The organism is Crystallibacter permensis (genome assembly GCF_025960875.1).
Classification (GTDB): Bacteria; Actinomycetota; Actinomycetes; order Actinomycetales; family Micrococcaceae; genus Crystallibacter; species Crystallibacter permensis.
The window spans coordinates 1-17111 of the sequence record NZ_JAODLR010000018.1; the positions used below are offsets into that span (position 1 = coordinate 1).

Sequence of the window (17111 nt, forward strand, 5' to 3'; positions counted from 1 at the left end):
CGCGTCCTGAAGGAACTGCAAAGCCTTCTCGCCGCATGGCTCGGTTACTGCCCCCACTGCCGACAACGCGCCCCGACCTAACTAAGTACTACTAGGACCGCGCCCTTCAATATCAACAACCGCTGCCCGGTGCTCGCCGTACCCAGCAGACTGTCCGACGTCGGTGTACCTACCGGAGTGCAGATCGTCGGCTACCCCTACGATGACCTCACAGTCTTCCGCATCGGCGCCGCGGTGGAGCAGGCCCGCCCCTCGGCGGGAAAGCTGCCGCCGCTGTAGGGCCGCCCCCGCAGGAGCGATCAGAGGGTGAGCAGCTGAAACTGCTCGCCAGCTGGGCAGTTCCCGGACGCACAACGGCAAACCCCCAACAACGACTACGGCAGAAGTAACACCCGCTGACGGACGCTGCCGTAGCTGCTCCGGCCGAGCGGAGCAGATGCTACTCGTGTTGTTTACATCACATGCGAAGCATGCTTACATTGATTACACGTTCCATGTGGGGGAGGGGGACAGCCGTGGGATACCGCCTTGCGAAGCCAGCTGCTGTCTCTGCCCGTGTTTTCCTCGCCGCCGGTCTCGGCGCTCTCGGATGGACGTTCTTTTCAGCAACGACGGCGGTTGCCTCCGACGAATCCGCGGGTCTACAGGCGCTTGAAGTGACGCTTCAATTAGTGGAAACCCCGGCCGCAGAATTGACCGACCCCGCAGCTGCAGCCGTCGACGCAGTGGTCGGACATGCCGCTTCTGGTCTGACGGAGGCTGTGGCGCCTGCGGCCCAGCCCGCTCCGGCTGATCTTGGTGCAGTTCAGCAAATAGGGACTGTCGTCGAGGACGTCGCACCTGTTGTGGAGGCCCCGGCGGCGAAAGTAGTCCAAACGGTGGTGCCGGCAACGGAAGTCGTCCGAACCGTGATGCCGACAGCGGAGTCCGTGGTCCAGGAACTAGATGCCGCAGTGCAGCACCTCGACGCTGCGGTGCAGGACGCGGGGCTGCCCGTCGTCCTGCCAGAGGAGCCCCTTGCGACCGTCACTGACGTCGTCGTCGGCCAGTTGGATGAAGCCGTTGACGTTGTCACCGCCCCCATCGACGCCGTCACTGCTCCTGTTGAGCAGGTGCTTGAACCGGTGACTGACACACTCCGCCCCGCTGTCCCGATTCTGCCGGAGTCTCCGGCAGCTCCGGCCACGGACTCGGAGCCCGCCCCCGCAGAGCCGGCACCGACCGAGCCTGCAGCCGAGCCGCTGCCTACCCAAGCAGAACTTGCGTCGCCGGTTGCTGAGACGACACCGACCGTAGCCGCGGCGAACCCGAAGGAGCACTTTGGCTCGGTTGGCGTCGAAGAGGCGCCCGTCCCATCGGATGGTCCAGAGGAATTCGTTGCGACTGTGGAGGCCGTGGATCTGCAAGCTCAGCCTCCCGGACAAGGCCAGTCTCCAAGCTTGGAGATCATGCAGCTCCCGGCACCCGTCGGTGCTGCCAGCATTAGCCGGGCCACTGAAATTCCTTCCCCAACGGCAGGACCAATTTCGGTGTCTTCGTTCCCGATCACGAACGGTGGTTCGTCCGGAGGTGGCGGCGGTGGATCTGCCGGCCACGGATCGGCGGATGCCTACTTGGCCGGCGGGCAGTATGAGTGGCTTGTCGGAGCCTTGGCTCTGTTGGCCGAGTCCACAGCTCTGCCCGCGTCGCCGGTGTTTGATCCCGGCTCCACGCCTGACTGATCTGCTTCCTGCTGCGCCGGGCTTTCCGGCGGCCGGTTTCTGCAGCGCGGTCCCTCGCGCCCGATTGCATGCCGTCGCCCCAACCGGCCTGAGCAGCTGAACCTCCTTCTTTTGGCGGCGCTTGTAGAAGCCCTGGATACCCATCAGTGGCTACGTCGTGCCGACACCGCCTCTGGGCTACAGCCGTACCGGCCGTCTGCCTGAAGCGCTTGCGTGGCATTCGATTCTCGTCCGCGTCTTGAAGCGGACCCCTCAAAACATTTCACGGGATATCGTCCGCGGTCTCCCGGGACTCCTCGAAAGGGTGAATTCAGATGACTAAAGCTTGGGATTGGTGAAAACAAACCAGCACCGCGTTCCGCGCATACCGTGCGGAATGCGGTGCTGCCTATCCGCCCGCCTCCTCGATAACAGTGCGGAAGATCGGCAGGCTGCGTTCGATCATGTCTTCGTTTGCCGTCAGGGATATCCGGAAGAATCCCGGTGTCTCGAACATGGTGCCCGGAAGGCAAAAGACATCCTTGGCGGCCAAGCTCTCAATGAAAGCCAGGTCGTCGGGCACAGGGGATTCCATGTAGAGGTAAAAGGATCCTTCCGACCTCTTCGCCTTGTACCCCATCCCCGCCAAGGCATCCACCAGAACATCGCGTTTGCGTTGCAACCGGCCGACGTCGATGGAGAACGTTTCCAGCTGGGGCAGCGCATATTGCAGGGTGGCGTTGGGATAGACCCAGCCCGTCGCCAATTGCAGTGCCTGGATGACAGCCTGGAGCTGGTCCCGGTTGGGCATCGTGGGCGGAAGAGCGAGGTAGCCGATCCGCTCGCCGGGCGCGAGGTGGGTCTTGCCATACGAATAGGCCAGCAGCGTGAACGGGTAGAACTCCACCGGACTGTGAAAGCACAGGCCGTCGTAGACAATCCGGTTGTAGGCCTCGTCGGAGACAAGGTAGATGCGGCGGGAGTTCCGTGCCGAGGCCTCCTCCAGCAGCGCGGCCAGCCTGGCCAGCAGTTCCGGCGGGTAAATGCGGCCGGTGGGATTGTTGGGCGAGTTGACGATCACCACACGGGTCCGTGGTGTGATGGCCGCGGCGATCGCGTCCAGGTCGAGGTCGAAGGTCTCGGTGTTGATCTTGACCTTCACCGGTGTCAGGCCGGACTCCACGAGGATCGGTTCATAGCAGAACCACGGCGGCAGGCTATAGATGACCTCGTCGCCCGGATCGGTTACGGCCTTCAGCGCCAACGCGATGGCGGTGAAGCCTCCTGTGGAGAGGTAGATGTGCTCGGGTTCAAACGGCACATCGAGGAGCCGCTGCAGCGAAGCCGCCGCAGCATCCTGCGCCTCCGGCAGGTTGGTCTTGTACGCGAACCATTCGTTGTTCCGGGGTGTCAGTACGTCCCGCAGCGCGGTCACGTACTCGCCCTGGGGCATCTGGTGGGGATTGCCGAAGCCGAAATCGCAGGCGGTCGGCTCGAATTTGCGGCGCGCGTAAAGCGAGTTATTCAGGAACGTGTTGATCAATTGGTACGACGGAATGGCTGCGATGGCCGCGGCGCGTTGCGAAGCTGCAGTTCCCGGTGCCCCGGAAGCTTGTACTCCGGATTGTGTGGTGGTCATGGGATTGTCCTTCGAGGCCGTGCCGATCAGGTCGGCGGACTGATGACTTCCCGTGCCGGAGCCCCCAGCGGCGGCGGTACGTTATATGTTCCTCCGGACCCTCCGTGCGCACAACGCAGTCCCGCACCTGAAGAACTTCCGGATCAGGCCACCTCGTGCCAGGCTGCTACGATGCCGGGAATGGCCCGTTCGAGTTCCTCGTGCGGAAGCGCAAACGGGGTGCGGATCCAGTGCTCCAGTCCATGGTCTTCGACGGCGAACACAGAGCCGGGAGCCAGCAGGACTCCGCGCCGTGCGGCGGCCTCGGCCAAGGCGGTCGATCGGGGCGCCGGCAGGTTCCACCATAGCGACAGCCCACCGGCCGGCAGGTTCGCCTTCCAACCGGGAAGCTGGTCTGTGAGCGTGGCATGAAGCCAATTCCGTTCGGTGCGGATACGGGTACGGGACTCCTCCGGCAACCCGTTTCCGGTCTGCAGCATCCGGGTGAGGACCAGCTGTTCGAGCACAGGCGCGCCGAGGTCCAGCGAGGTGCGCATGCTGGTCACTGCGCCCTGCAAGGATCTGGGGCAGCGGATCCAGCCCAGCCGCAGACCTCCCCAATGGGATTTGCTGGCGCTGCCGATGGAGACGATGCGATCCGAGTAAACGGTCATCGGTTTAACGCCGGGCTCGGTGTCCCACCAGAGATCCACCGCGGTCTCATCGACGATGCCCACGGTCTTGGCAGCATCCAGTTGCCGTGCCCAGCGTTCGCGGCCTTCGTTGTCCAGCAGGGTTCCGGTGGGGTTGTGGAAATCGGGAAGGCAGAGCATCGCCGCCGGTTGGACCCGCCGCAGCGCCTGGCCCACCGCCTCCAGGTCCGTTCCGTCCGGGCCGATGGGAACAGCGGATACCCGCGCGCCGTGGTGCCGCAGCGATGCGATGGTGTTGGGATAGCTGGGACTTTCCGCCAGCACCCGGGAGCCGGGAGGCAGCACCGCGCGGATCACGGCGGCGAAGCCGGCCAGAGCACCGTTGGTAACGACAATCTGGTCCGGCGAGGTCTCCAGTCCGCGCCGCCGGTACATCTGGGCAATCTCGCTGCGCAGCTCGGGCAAACCCAGCGGGAAGTAGCCCATGCCGGAAATGTAGGCAGGCAGCTGGGCCATGGCCGCTTCGTAGTGCTCCACCATGCCAACAGGGGCGGACGGTGCGGCACAGGTCAGATCCACAGCGTGGCGGCCGGCTGCTTCCAGCTCGATCCCGCCGTCGGGCATCGGTTCCTGGCCGCCCGACGCCGGGCCGCCGGGAACCGTGATGACGGTGCCGGAACCCTGGCGTGCGGTAGCGAAGCCGCGGTCCCGCAATTCGGAGTAGGCCCGCGAAACCGTGGTGCGGCTCAGGCCCAGTTCCGCGACCAGTTCGCGCTCGCTCGGAAGGACGGTTCCATGGAGCATCCGCCCATTGGCCACCAACCGGCGGATGCCGCGGGCCAGCGAAGCATAGGCAGGTCCTTCCTCCGCCAGCGGGCCGATCATCGAGTGCAGCCGCGTGGCGGAGACCCGCCGGTTCTGTACATCCATGTGGCCATTCTCTCGCAATTGGCTATTTTTTTGAAGGCCACTTTGGAGGAGTATGGATGTCATGAGCACGGAAGCAAGTCCCGACACCACCACTGATCAAGATAACCAGCCAACGACGACGACGGCCGCAGCCAAGCGGCGCTTCGGGGGCGGCAACATTGAGCTCAGCAACCTGAGCCCGCTGGAGCAGCTCAAGGCGGGGCGCCTGCCGCGCCGCTTGGTGCAGCTGTTCATCGGCCTGAGCCTTTACGGTCTGGCGATGGCGGCATTTGTCCGGGCCGGCGTCGGGCTGGATCCCTGGGACGTCTTCCACTACGGCATCGCGGAGCGGGTCAACCTCAGCCTCGGCACCGTGGTCATTATCGTGGGCTTCCTGGTCCTGCTGCTCTGGATCCCGCTGAAGCAATGGCCGGGTCTCGGTACCGTCGCCAACGTCGTCTGGATCGGTGTGGCCACGGACGTAGGCCTGTACTTCATTCCCGCCGCAGATCATCCCGCCAGCCAGTGGGGCCTGTTCGCAGTGGCGTTGGTGTTCAACGGACTGGCAGGAGCGCTCTACATCGGCAGCCAGTTTGGCCCCGGACCGCGCGACGGGCTCATGACCGGATTGCACCAGCGCACCGGACTCAGCTTGCGGCTGGTCCGCACCGGCATCGAACTTGCCGTCCTTGGCGCCGGTTGGCTGCTCGGCGGCATCGTTGGTTTCGGCACCCTGGCCTACGCACTCCTGATCGGACCGTTCACGCAGTTCTTCATGCGCTGGTCCATCGTGCACTTGGACCGTCCGGTCCCCGAGCCCGCGGCGAAGCAGTAGCCTCGCTGCCGGTTTGAGGCTTCGGCCTAAACCTTGGTGACGGTGATGGTTGTCGCGGCGCAGGAATCGGCGTACCTGATCAGGGCCTTTTTCTCGGTGCTGTCCACCTTGAGCCCCCAGCGGACCTTCATCGCAACCCAGTCCGCCACGTACTTGCAGCGGTTCTTCGGCGGCATCCAGGCTTCCGGCCCATTGGCTTGTTTGGCAGAATTAAGAGCGGACGTCTGGGCGCTGAGTGCCCGGCCGTCGCCGAGGTCGTTGTAGAAGGCGACACGACGGGACTGGGACCAGTAACGTGCCCCGGATCCCCAGGCTTCATGCACCGGGACGAGGTGGTCGATCTGGACTGCCGACGCCGAGTAGTGCGTGCGGTTGTCCCAGTTGGTTACCCATTTTCCCGTGCGGACCGTGCACCCTTTGGATGAGGTGTACTTTGTCCGCACCTTGGACTCCTGGATCAGGACCTCGGCCCTGGTGTTCTCGCAGTCCCGGTTCGTGTCCTTCCAGGAGCCGAAGTAGCGGTCCCGGTCATAGCCGGTGTTCCGTTCCACGGCCACCGGCAGCGCACGTGCAGCCGATCGCAGTGACGCCTTATAGACAGTGGCTGCCTCGGCCGGAACGGAGAGTCCTGCAACCAGAAGAAGGGCTGCCACAACGGCAGCAAGAAGTTTCCCCAACATAACAAGTCCCCAAACTTGATAACCCCAAATGCACGTGATGCGTGCGGTTATACGATACACGCCAGGGACGGATTGCGATATGCCTAGCCGAGGACCAATCCGCTGGCTTCCTGCCCTCAGCTGTAGTCGTACCAGCCCCGGCCTGACTTTCGGCCGAGGCGGCCTTGCGCGACCAAGTCCGTGACGGCGGGGTCCGGGCGGTCGGCGTCGTCGTTGGTTTCTGCGTAAGTAGCCTGGGCGATGAAGTCGATGACGTCCAGACCCACCATGTCCATGAGCTCGAAAGGCCCCATGGGGTGGCCGAGGGCGGTCTTGGCGGTGGTGTCGATGTCCTCGAGGGTGGCGATGCCGGCGGCGTGCAGGGCGAGTGCTTCCTTCTGGATGGCGCCCATAAGGCGGTTGGCAACGAAGCCGGGGATCTCACGGTTGATCAGGACGGGTTCCTTGCCGAAGCGCCGGGCGAGTTCAAGGGTGGTGTCCACGGTGGCCTGCGACGTTGCCTCGTTCCGCACGACTTCCACGCACTTCATCACCAGGGCCGGGTTGAAGAAGTGCATGTTGCAGACCTGCTCGGGCCGGCCGCTGGCTTCGGCAACCTTTGAGGAGCCGAGGGTGGACGAGTTGGTGGCGAGGATGGCGTGGACCGGTGTGAGTTCGCCGAGCTGGGTGAAGATGTGCTGCTTGAGCTCGAGCCGTTCGGTGGCGGCCTCGATGACGAAGTCGGCATCCGCGGCCGATGCGGCGAGGTCGGTGCTGAAGGAGAGCCGGCCGAGTGCGGCGTCGGCGTCCGCCTGGCTGGCGCGGCCCTTGGCCACGTTGGCCTGCATCCGCGAGGTCAACTGTTCCTTGGCACGGGCAAGCATGTCTTCGGCGATGTCCTGGACGGTGACGCGGTAGCCGGCGAGGGCGGCGACCATGCCGATCTGCGAGCCCATGGCGCCGGAGCCAATGACCAGGATGTGCTGGATGTTCTCGATCGAGGGGTTCATAAGTTCCTTAGACTCCGGCCGTTCCGCCGCGCAGGTAGACGGTGGTGGTGTGGGTGAAGAATTCCTTGGCGGCGGCGCCCTGTTCCTTGGGGCCGTAGCCCGACTTCTTCGCGCCGCCGAAGGGCACGTGCGGGTCGGCGCCGGCGGATTCGGAGTTCACATGCAGGATGCCGACGTCCAGATCGTCGATTGCGTCCAGTGCGCGGGTGACGTCCTGGGTGAACAGGGCGGCGGAGAGCCCGAACTCGCTGTCGTTGGCCAGCTCGAAGGCCTGCTCGACCGTGGCGGCCCGGCGAACCGCCAGCACGGGACCGAAGAGCTCCTCGCGCCAGACGTCGAGCTCCCGATCCGCGGGGAGCTCCAGGATGGTCGGCGGGACGAAGTAACCGTTGGCGAGGTCGGCGTCGTCGTACTTCTGGCCGCCGGCGATCAGCCGCGCACCCTGCGAGAGTGCGGTGTCGATGCCGTCGCTGATGGACTTGCGGGCGCCGTCGTTGACCACCGGGCCCATCTGCACGGCGGGGTCAGCCGGGTTGCCGACCGCCAGCGCGTTGGCACGCTCGGCCAGGGTGGCGAGGAATTCGTCGGCGATGGCCTCGGCCACGATGAGCCGCGAGGTGGCGGTGCATTTTTGCCCGGTGGAGCGGAACGCGCCGAGCATGACCTGTTCGGCGGCGAGCTCCAGGTCGGCGTCGGCGAGGACGACGGCGGCGTTCTTGCCGCCCATTTCGGCCTGCACCGGAACGCCCCGCCCGGCTGCCTCGGCGGCCAGGCGGCGGCCCACGCCGGTGGAACCGGTGAAGGTCAGCCCATCCAGCGCCGGGTGTTCCACGATGGAGTTGCCCATCGAACCCGGGCCGATCAGCAGGTTCAGCACGCCGGCCGGCAGCCCCGCGGAATCCAGCGCCTGGGCGAGCCGCAGCGCCAGCAGCGGCACGGTGCTCGCGGGCTTCCAGACCACGGTGTTGCCGTAGGCCAGGGCCGGGGCGATCTTCCACGCGGGGATGGCGATAGGGAAGTTGAACGGGGTGACCACGCCGACCACGCCGAGCGGCTTACGCGTGATGAGGATCTTCTCGCCGCGCCGCGGGGAGGAGAAAATCTCGCCGGCGGTACGGTCGCCGTCGTTCCCGTAGTAACGGAAGATCTGCGCCGCCCGCAGCACTTCGCCCTGGCCCTCGGCCCGGGTCTTGCCCTCCTCGCGGGCGAGCTCCAGTCCCCAGGCTTCCGCGTTTTGCTCAATAACGACGGCGGCGCGGAGCAGCACGGCGCCGCGCTGGTGCGCCGGGGTGCGTGCCCACTCGCGCTTGGCGGCCACGGCTGCGGTCATGGCCTGCTGCACCTCGGCCGGTCCGGCCTGCAGGCCCTGCGCGACGACCTCGTCCGGGCGGGCCGGGTTGTAGCTGGTGACGGGGGAGCCGGCGCCGGGAACCCAGGCGCCGTCGATGTAGTGCTGAAGCTGTACCGGGGAGGTCATGCGCGCTCCTTGAAGTAGCGGGAGGGGAATCAGGGAATGGAGGCTGCGAAGGGTGAGAAGGTTGCCCGGGCAGTGGAGCCCGGGCAACCAGAGCGGAGGTTACCGGAAGGCCGGGAGGCCGGTGATCTTCTGGCCCAGGATGAGGGTGTGGACCTCGTCCGTGCCTTCGTAGGTGCGCACCGACTCGAGGTTGTTGGCGTGGCGCAGCGGCGAGTAGTCCAGGGTGATGCCGTTGCCGCCGAGGATGGAGCGGCATTCGCGGGCGATCTCGATGGCCTCGCGGCAGTTGTTCAGCTTGCCCACTGAGATCTGGTGCGGCTGCAGCTGCCCGGCGTCCTTGAGCCGGCCTAGGTGCAGGGCGAGCAGGAAGCCCTTGTTGATCTCCAGTGCCATGTTGACCAGTTTTTCCTGGGTGAGCTGGTAGCCGGCCAGCGGCTTGTCGAACTGCAGGCGTTCCTTGGAGTAGTCCACAGCGGCTTGCCAGGCATCGCGGGCCGCGCCCATGGCGCCCCAGATGATGCCGTAGCGGGCCTCGTTCAGGCATTCGAACGGGCCGCGCAGCCCCTTCGCGTCCGGCAGGACCGCGTCGGCGGGGAGCCGGACGTCGGTCAGTTCGATGTCGCACTGGATGGAGGCGCGCATGGAGAGCTTGGGCTCGATCGGGGTGGCCTTGAACCCGGCGGTTTCGGTGGGGACCACAAAGCCGCGCACGCCCTCGTCGGTCTGGGCCCAGATGATGGCGACCTTGGCCACGGAGGCGAGTCCGATCCAGCGCTTGGAGCCGTTGAGGATCCAGTCTTCGCCGTCGCGGCGGGCGAAGGTCTTCATGCTGGAGGGGTCCGAGCCGGCGGTGGGTTCGGTGAGGCCAAAGCAACCGATCGCTTCACCGGCGGCCATCTGCGGCAGCCACTCCTGCTTCTGCGCTTCGGAGCCGTGCTTGTAGATGGCGCTCATGGCCAGCGAACCCTGAACGGAGACGAACGTCCGCAGGCCGGAGTCGCCGGCTTCGAGTTCGGCGCCGGCGATGCCGTATTCCACCGCGGAGCGCCCGGCGCAGCCGTAGCCCTTCAGGTGCATGCCGAGCAGGCCGAGCTTGGCCATCTCCGGCACGATTTCCAGCGGGAAGACGGCCTTCTCGTACCAGCCGGCGATGTTGGGCTTGATCGCCGAGTCCACGAAGGAGCGGACGTTCTTCTGCAGCAGCCGCTCCTCCTCGGTCAGCAGGGAGTCGAGGGCAATCAGGTCATGATCCTGGGACATGGTTTTCCTTTTTTAATCAGAGTCTAGGGACTAACGACGGCGGGGGTTAGGCGAGTGCCGGGGCGGCGGCTTCCGTGGTGGTTGCGTCGCGGCCGGCAGCGACGTCGACGATGGCCTGGCGCAGAACCGCCAGTCCGTCGCGGAACAGCTCGTCGCCGATGACCAGGGGCGGCAGCAGCCGGATGACGTTGCCGTGGGTGCCGCAGGTCAGGGTCAGCACGCCCTGGGCGTGGCAGCGGGCGGAGATCTCCTTGGCCAGGTCGGCCCGCGGCTCCAGCGTGCCGCGGTCGGCGAACTCGAGGGCCAGCATGGCGCCGCGGCCACGGAACTCGGCGACCACGTCGGTCTCCGCGACCAGCGGTTCGAGCACCTCGCGGGCCGTGGCTTCGATGGAACGGGCGTTGGCCAGCAGTGTGCCGTCCTCGAACGCCTCGAATACGGCCAGCGCCGCTTCGCAGGCCAGCGGGTTGCCGGCGTAGGTGCCGCCGAGCCCGCCGGCGTGGACCGCGTTCATCAGGTCAGCGCGGCCAGTGACCGCGCTGAGGGGGACGCCGTCGGCCAGGGCCTTGGCGCTGAGCGTCATGTCGCCGGCGATGCCCTCGTGCTCGCTGGCGAAGAGCGTGCCGGTGCGGCCCATGCCGGCCTGGATCTCGTCGATCACCAGCACAATGCCGTGCTTCGTGGCGATCTCGCGCAGACCTTTCAGGAAGCCGGGGGCGGGGACAATGAAGCCGCCCTCGCCTTGGATGGGCTCGATGACCATGGCTGCGAAGCTCTCCGGGCCGTGCTCGGCCAGCGTTGCTTCGACGGAGGCGAGTGCCGCGGCGGCGACGTCCGCGCCCGAGGCGGGAACGCCGTCGTTGTTGGTTGTTGCGGTTGTAGCGGTGGCGGGGCGGAGTGGATTGGCCGAGGCTGCGCGGACCACCTCCGTGGGGAACGGGCCGAAGTTGAGCCGGTACGGGTTCTCCTTGGCGGTCATCGCCATGGTCATCAGCGAGCGGCCGTGGTAGGCCTCGTCGAAGACCAGAACCTTGCTGCGGCCGGTGGCGGAGCGGGCGATCTTGACTGCGTTCTCTACGGCCTCGGCGCCGGTGGAGAAGAGTGCGGTGCGCTTCTCGAAGTCGCCAGGCGTGTGCTCGTTGAGCCACTTGGCCACCTGCGTGAAGGACTCGTACTCGGTGACCATGAAGCAGGTGTGGGTGAAGCGCTCCAACTGCGCGGCAACGCGCTCGCGGACCCGCGGGTTGCTGGCGCCGATGCTGGTCACCGCGATGCCCGAGGCGAAATCGATCAGCCGGTTGCCGTCCACGTCCTGCAGGATGCCGCCGTCGGCGCGGTCGATGAAGACCGGCAGGGCGATGCCGAAGCCGTCGGTCACGTGGGCCTGGCGTTCGGCATGCAGGGCCTGCGAACGGGGGCCGGGAATGGCCGTGGCCAGGTGGCGGGACTGGGGGAGCGGAGTGAGGCTGGAAGTCATGGGACAAAACTAGTCACTCGCGGCATGCGGTTCATTGGACAAACTATCCAGAAACCCGGATTCTATAGTCACTACTATCCAATCTCGGCCGCGTTGGCGAGCCCGGGCCGAAGGGAGCACCGTGATCAGTCTGGCGCAGCTGTGCGGGCAGCTGGGAAACGACCTGGTGCCGGAAGGCGGCGGAGCCGTGCCGCGGCGGCAGATTTCCGGCGTCCACATTTCAGAGCTTGACGACCCCACGCCGTATCTGGAAGGCGGGGAGCTGCTGCTGACCACCGGTATTCCGGTCTCGGCCGGAGCGGAAAAGACCCGCGCCTACGTCCGGCGGCTGGTGCAGCGGAACGTGGCCGCGCTGGGCCTGGGCCTGGGCGCCGGTGTCGACGAGGTTCCGGAACCGCTCGCCGAAACGTGTGCCGAGGCAGGGCTGGCGCTGCTGCTGGTTCCGGACGGCACCCCGTTCATGAACGTCTCGCGCGCCTACTGGGATCTGGTGGGCAAGGGCGGGCAGGCGGACCTGGCGGCGAGCCTGGGCACGCAGACTGCGTTGGCCCGCGCTGCTACCCGGCCGGACGCGTTGGCCTCCGTGGTCAAGGCGCTTGCGCAGGCGCTCGGCGGCTGGGTGGTTTACCTGCCGGCGGATGGGGGAGCGGAAACGCTGTGGCCGGATACGGTCAGCGGCGTGGTCCCGCAGTTGCGCGAAGAAACCGCCCGATTCAACATGGCCGGAACCCAGTCCGCCGCGACCTTCCAGCTGTACGGCACGGACGTGGTGGAATACCCGGTGCTGGTAGGTCGGCGCACCGCGGGGTACCTGGCGATCGGCGCAGGCCGGAAGCTGGGCAAGACGGACCGGCAGATCATCCTGACCGTCTGCGTGCTGCTCTCGCTCAAGGCGCAGCAGGACCAGGAGGCATCCGGCGCGTCGGCGATGATGGGGGCGGCCGTGGCCAAGCTGGTGCTGAAAGGGTACGTGGACGCGGCGCGCGCCCTCGCCGCAGACCTGGAGCTTGACGGCATGCCGGGACAGGTCCGCTTGCTGGTCCTGCGCGGAAGCCGGCCGGAATCCGGGGGGCCGGGCGACGCCGCGGCGGCCGTGACGGCGCTGCGCGAGGAGGAACCGTGGCCAGGGCTGGCAGCGGCCGTCCGGAACTGCAGCCTGCGCTACACCGCCGACGGGCTCACCTATTTCCTGCTCGACGCCGGCGCCCGAAGTGACACGGAAGATGGCCGGGGCGTCGACGCCGGTAGCGAGGCCGGACGGGAGGGCCGGACCGGCAGCCAAGCCGTGTCCGGCACTTCATCCGGTTCACGGGAGGCGCCACCCGAAGGGATGTCCGCCGCGATCAGTCTGCCGTTGCCGTTGGAGCAGGCTTCCACCGCCGTGGCCGAGGTGGCCGCTGCGGCGCGGCGTGCCGACGATGGCGTGCTCGCCCAGGTGAAGGGCGGGCTCGATGCCCGGGCCGAAGCCTGGGTTGCCGCGCTCGCCGGCTACGCCCGTGCAGATCTGGTCCAAACGGTCCGCTCCTATCTGCGGCACCGCGGCCAATGGGAGATCACCGCGCGCGATCTGAACCTGCACCGCAACTCGCTGCGGCACCGGATCTCGATCGCGGCCAAGCTGATCGACGCCGACTTGGATGATCCTGACGTGGCGGCCAACCTCTGGCTGGCCCTGCGCCGCACGGGCTGAAAACTAGGCGGGCTGAAACCAGAACGACGACGGCGGGTGGCGCCCGCCGTCGTCGTCCTTGGGTTTGATAGGAGGTTAGTTCTCCGCGAGCCAGGCCCGGACGGAGTCGTCGTGTTCGCCCAGCTGGGGCGGCGCGGCGGTGCGCGGCGGCAGCGGGGGAGTCCAGGTGGCTGGGTGGCGGACCTGGCGGCCCACCGGAGTGCCGTCCGGCGTGTGCACTTCGATGGTCGGATTCAGGCCCAGGGACTCGGCGAACTGCAGCCCGTCGTCGATCCCGGCCACGTGGCCGGCCGGGACGCCGGCACTGTTGAGCTTGTCCTGCCAGATCTGCGCTCCGGCGGTGGCGAGGGCTGCCTCCAGGACGGTGATCAGTTCCTCGCGGTGGGCCACGCGGGCGCTGTTGGTGGCGAACCTTTCGTCGTCGGCGATTCCGGGGGAACCGATCACGGCGGCGAGCTTCCGGAACTGGCCGTCGTTGCCGCACGCCACCGCCAGCGGCCCGTCCTCGCACTGGAGCAGCTGGTAGGGAACGATGGACGGGTGCCCGTTGCCCATCCGGCCGGGGACCTTGCCCGCTCCGAGGTACGCCTGGGCCTGGTTGGCCAGCGCGCCCTGTAGGCTGGAGAGCAGATTCAGCTCCAAATGCGCCCCGCGCCCGGTGGCAGCCCTGGCATTCAGCGCCGCCAGCACGCCGATGGTCGTGTCCTTCGCCGTGAGCACGTCCACCAGGGCAACGCCGGCCTTCATCGGTCCGCCGTCCGCCTCGCCGGTGATGCTCATGAGCCCGCCGAGCGCCTGGACAATGAAGTCGTAGCCGAGCAGGTCCGCGCCGCCGCTGCTGCCGAACCCGGTGATGGAGGCGTAGATCAGCCCGGGGTTTTCGCGGCTCAGTTCTTCATAGCCGAGCCCGAGTTTATCCATCCCGCCGGGCTTGAAGTTCTCCACCAGGACGTCGGCCCGCGCGGCGAGCTTCCGCGCCAGCACGCGGTCGCCGTCGTCGGTCAGGTCGAGGCAGACGGACTCCTTGTTCCGGTTCACGCTCTCGAAGTATGTGGCTCCCGTAGCCGAGTACGGCGGCCCCCATTTACGGGTGTCGTCCCCGGCACCGGGCCGTTCCACCTTGATCACCCTGGCGCCGAGGTCCGCCAGGGTCATGGTGGCCAGCGGGCCGGCGAGGACGCGGGAGAAGTCCGCGACGACGATCCCGTCGAGGGGCAGCTTGCCGGATGTAGTGGGGTCGGGGGAGCCGGTGGTATTCATGAAGTTCCTTCTGCCGGGGCGGCGGTAGGTCTGGTATCGGGAGCCAACCGTGCAGGTCAGCGACGGCCTGCGGCCAGCCTTGCGTGCAGTTCGTCTTCGGCGTTCGGGCCGCCTTTGATGCCGGCCGGAATGCGGAACAGGAAGATGGCACCGAGAACCCACCATAGGCCGAACAACGTCCACGGGGCGCCGCCGATAGCAGCGGGCATGCCTGGGATGTACAGGCTCAGCAGCCCGGCACACAGCAGTACGGAGGCGCCGCCGATCCAGATGCCGCCGTTGCGCTTTCCGCCGACACGCAGCGGCCGGTCCATCTGCGGCTCTTTCCGGCGCAGGATGACAAAGGCGATGCCGACCAGCAGGTACGCGATGACAATGCTGGGGGAGCCGGAGTCAACCAGCCAGCCGAGCATCGCCGTGCCGAAGAACGGGGCCAGGACGGAGAGGCCGCCGATGAAGAGCAGCGCGTTGACCGGAGTACGGAACTTCGGATGGAGCTTGCCGAACCAGGCCGGCAGCATGCCCGAGTTCGCCATGGCGTAGAGCAGTCGGGATGCGCCCATCAGCAGCGAGTTCCAGGAGGTCAGGATGCCGGCGATGCCGCCGGCAATGAGGACCTTGGCCATGAGATCGGAGTTGAACAGGGCGCCCATGGCGTCCGCCGTGGCCAGTTCCGTTGCGGCCAGTTCGGACGCGGGCATCGCCGACGAGGTGGTCAGGATGACGGCGACGTACCAGACGGCCGCGATCAGCACCGAGATGACCACCAGCTTGCCGACCTTCTTCGCCGGAATGTTCACTTCCTCGGCGGACTGCGGAATCACGTCGAAGCCCACAAACATGAACGGCACAATGACCAGGACGGCGAAGAACCCGGCCCAACCGTTGTTGAAGAACGGTTCCATGTTCTCCGTGCTGCCGCCCGTGGTGGAGCCGAACAGGAGCAGGGCGCCCACCGCGAAGAGGAACAGGATGACGAACAGCTGGACCGTGCCGGCGATCTTGACGCCCAGGATGTTGATGGCCGTAATAACGACGGCGGCAACCACGCCTACCAGCGCCCAGCTGAGATAGACCTCGGCGCCGGCAACTTCCCAGAGACGGACCTTGTTCAGCTCCGGAAAGAGATACAGCGCGGTCCGCGGGAGCGCCACCGCCTCGAACGCGACAATGGTGATGTAGCCGCCCGTGATCGCCCAGGATCCGATGAAGGACCAGCGCGCGCCCATCGACCGGAGCAGATAGTTGTGCTCGCCGCCCGCAAATGGCATGGCGGCGACGAGTTCGGCGTAGGTCAGCCCGACGACGGCCATGATGATGCCGCCGGCCAGCATTGCGGCCGCCGCGCCGAACGTGCCGGCCCCCTCAATCCAGCCGCCGGTCAGGACCACCCAGCCGAAGCCGATCATCGCGCCCACGCCGATGGCCAAGGTATCCCAGTGGCTGAGGACGCGCTTGAGCTTGGCTTCCGGAGCCCGTGCTGTTTTGCTAACCAGCTGTTCGGTCATGGTTCCATCCTTTTGTTTTGACTGCGCCCAAGCCTAGTGACCTGAAACACAGGCCGAATTGGATGAATTGTCCAGCGTGCTGGTCAGACTGTCCGAGGGGCTAGGATTTTGCCCATGCAGGACGCGCAGGTTCCTCCTGATTGTGCGGGCCGGCTGGACGGGGCGGATGCAGAAAGCCTTGCCGCGCAGGCCATCCTGGCGCGCCTGCAGGACCTGGCGTCGCTGCTGGGCAGGGACACGGACGGCGACCGCATTGAGCCCAAGTCCCCGTTGTTCCTGCTCGACGAGCGGTTCGCCCCCTCGCACAGTGTCAGCCGCATAGTCCGGCAGTCGCTCGCCGCCGTGACGGACAACGCCAACGCGCTGCGGCGGCTAGTGTTCGTCGAAGATCCTGGCGGACCAGCTTATTACCGGCAGAATACCCATGCGCCCTACTCGCTGGTGCGCACCATCATCGAGTGCGCGACGACAGTGCTCTGGGCGCTGCTGCCGGAAGACGGGCGCGAACGTTCCCGCCGGAGCCTGGTGCTCATCGCCCGGGAAGTCTTCAATGCCTCGTCCTTCTGGGACGCTTACCTCGAAGAGTTCCGTCCCGGGGAGCATGCCCGTGCCGTGGAGTATTTTGACGCGCTGCGCCAAGCGGTCAATGAAGCGGCGCAGTCGATGCTGCTGCCGCCGGTCTTCAGCCGGAAGGCGAGCGGTAACTGGGGCTATGCCACGAAGAACCGCACCCAGACGGCCATCCTGAAGGACCTGCGTTCCGACGGCGATGTGCCGGCCGAGCTGATCTTTGTCTGGCAATTCTGCAGCGGGTACTCTCACGGGCTGGAATGGGCTGCTTCCATCGGGAACAGCTATCCCGACCCCGGCCGTGAGGCTGACCCGGAGCAGCTTCCCGCCGGGAGCATGGAGCAGCTCCGCCGGATCTGTGACGCCGCCTTCGACCTCGTTCCCCGGGCCTGGGAAGCCTACGATCTGAGCCGCCGCGCCTGGCCGCTGCTCTAGGGATCATGCAGCGATAAACAGAAATACTTCGGAAGCGAAGCTTTTCAGCG

Annotated in this window: 14 protein-coding genes; 5 read left to right on the plus strand and 9 right to left on the minus strand. The window is 66.6% G+C overall.

Features of this window, described 5'->3' with window-relative positions:
• Positions 1 to 129: 129 nt before the first annotated feature.
• Both B0G38_RS17475 and B0G38_RS17480 read left to right on the plus strand, forming a co-directional pair.
• Entirely contained in the window at positions 130 to 279 is a 150-nt protein-coding gene (locus tag B0G38_RS17475) for a hypothetical protein (protein WP_264670599.1), read from the plus strand.
• A 236-nt stretch (positions 280 to 515) separates the two neighbouring features.
• The gene (locus tag B0G38_RS17480; RefSeq protein ID WP_264670600.1) at positions 516 to 1721 is read left to right on the plus strand and encodes a hypothetical protein; all 1206 of its coding nucleotides are present in this window, start codon (positions 516 to 518) and stop codon (positions 1719 to 1721) included.
• Positions 1722 to 2109: 388 nt separating this feature from the next.
• On the opposite strand, the gene B0G38_RS17485 is transcribed toward B0G38_RS17480, so the two are convergent.
• Positions 2110 to 3339 carry an aminotransferase class I/II-fold pyridoxal phosphate-dependent enzyme gene (locus tag B0G38_RS17485; protein ID WP_264670601.1) on the minus strand — a complete coding sequence of 410 codons (1230 nt, stop codon included), beginning with the start codon at positions 3337 to 3339 and terminating at the stop codon, positions 2110 to 2112.
• A 143-nt stretch (positions 3340 to 3482) separates the two neighbouring features.
• On the minus strand, positions 3483 to 4901 hold the full coding sequence (gene yczR / locus B0G38_RS17490; RefSeq protein ID WP_264670602.1) for a MocR-like transcription factor YczR: 1419 nt from the start codon (positions 4899 to 4901) through the stop codon (positions 3483 to 3485).
• A 61-nt stretch (positions 4902 to 4962) separates the two neighbouring features.
• On the opposite strand from yczR, the gene yczE reads away from it, so the two are divergent.
• Positions 4963 to 5715, plus strand: coding sequence for a membrane protein YczE (gene yczE / locus B0G38_RS17495; RefSeq protein WP_264670603.1), 753 nt, complete (start codon positions 4963 to 4965; stop codon positions 5713 to 5715).
• A gap of 26 nt (positions 5716 to 5741) precedes the next feature.
• Here the strand turns inward: yczE and B0G38_RS17500 are convergent, their stop codons facing one another.
• From B0G38_RS17500 to B0G38_RS17520, 5 genes are all read right to left on the minus strand, one after another.
• On the minus strand, positions 5742 to 6368 hold the full coding sequence (locus B0G38_RS17500; RefSeq protein ID WP_264670604.1) for an HNH endonuclease family protein: 627 nt from the start codon (positions 6366 to 6368) through the stop codon (positions 5742 to 5744).
• A 143-nt stretch (positions 6369 to 6511) separates the two neighbouring features.
• Positions 6512 to 7384 carry a 3-hydroxyacyl-CoA dehydrogenase family protein gene (locus tag B0G38_RS17505; RefSeq protein ID WP_264670605.1) on the minus strand — a complete coding sequence of 291 codons (873 nt, stop codon included), beginning with the start codon at positions 7382 to 7384 and terminating at the stop codon, positions 6512 to 6514.
• A gap of 7 nt (positions 7385 to 7391) precedes the next feature.
• Entirely contained in the window at positions 7392 to 8861 is a 1470-nt protein-coding gene (locus tag B0G38_RS17510; RefSeq protein WP_264670606.1) for an aldehyde dehydrogenase family protein, read from the minus strand.
• 99 nt (positions 8862 to 8960) lie between these two features.
• Complete coding sequence (locus B0G38_RS17515) at positions 8961 to 10121, minus strand: acyl-CoA dehydrogenase family protein (protein ID WP_264670607.1); 1161 nt, start codon at positions 10119 to 10121, stop codon at positions 8961 to 8963.
• Positions 10122 to 10167: 46 nt separating this feature from the next.
• A complete protein-coding gene (locus B0G38_RS17520) occupies positions 10168 to 11598 on the minus strand; it encodes an aminotransferase class III-fold pyridoxal phosphate-dependent enzyme (RefSeq protein ID WP_264670608.1) in 1431 nt (476 codons plus the stop codon).
• Between the two features lie 121 nt (positions 11599 to 11719).
• Here B0G38_RS17520 and B0G38_RS17525 point away from each other — a divergent pair, with 121 nt between their 5' ends.
• Positions 11720 to 13288 carry a PucR family transcriptional regulator gene (locus B0G38_RS17525; protein WP_264670609.1) on the plus strand — a complete coding sequence of 523 codons (1569 nt, stop codon included), beginning with the start codon at positions 11720 to 11722 and terminating at the stop codon, positions 13286 to 13288.
• 75 nt (positions 13289 to 13363) lie between these two features.
• Here the strand turns inward: B0G38_RS17525 and B0G38_RS17530 are convergent, their stop codons facing one another.
• On the minus strand, positions 13364 to 14548 hold the full coding sequence (locus B0G38_RS17530; protein WP_264670610.1) for a CaiB/BaiF CoA transferase family protein: 1185 nt from the start codon (positions 14546 to 14548) through the stop codon (positions 13364 to 13366).
• Between the two features lie 56 nt (positions 14549 to 14604).
• Complete coding sequence (locus tag B0G38_RS17535) at positions 14605 to 16056, minus strand: APC family permease (protein WP_264670611.1); 1452 nt, start codon at positions 16054 to 16056, stop codon at positions 14605 to 14607.
• A 114-nt stretch (positions 16057 to 16170) separates the two neighbouring features.
• Here B0G38_RS17535 and B0G38_RS17540 point away from each other — a divergent pair, with 114 nt between their 5' ends.
• Positions 16171 to 17061: a hypothetical protein gene (locus B0G38_RS17540; protein ID WP_264670612.1), complete on the plus strand. Its 891-nt coding sequence runs from the start codon at positions 16171 to 16173 to the stop codon at positions 17059 to 17061.
• Positions 17062 to 17111 lie beyond the last annotated feature (50 nt).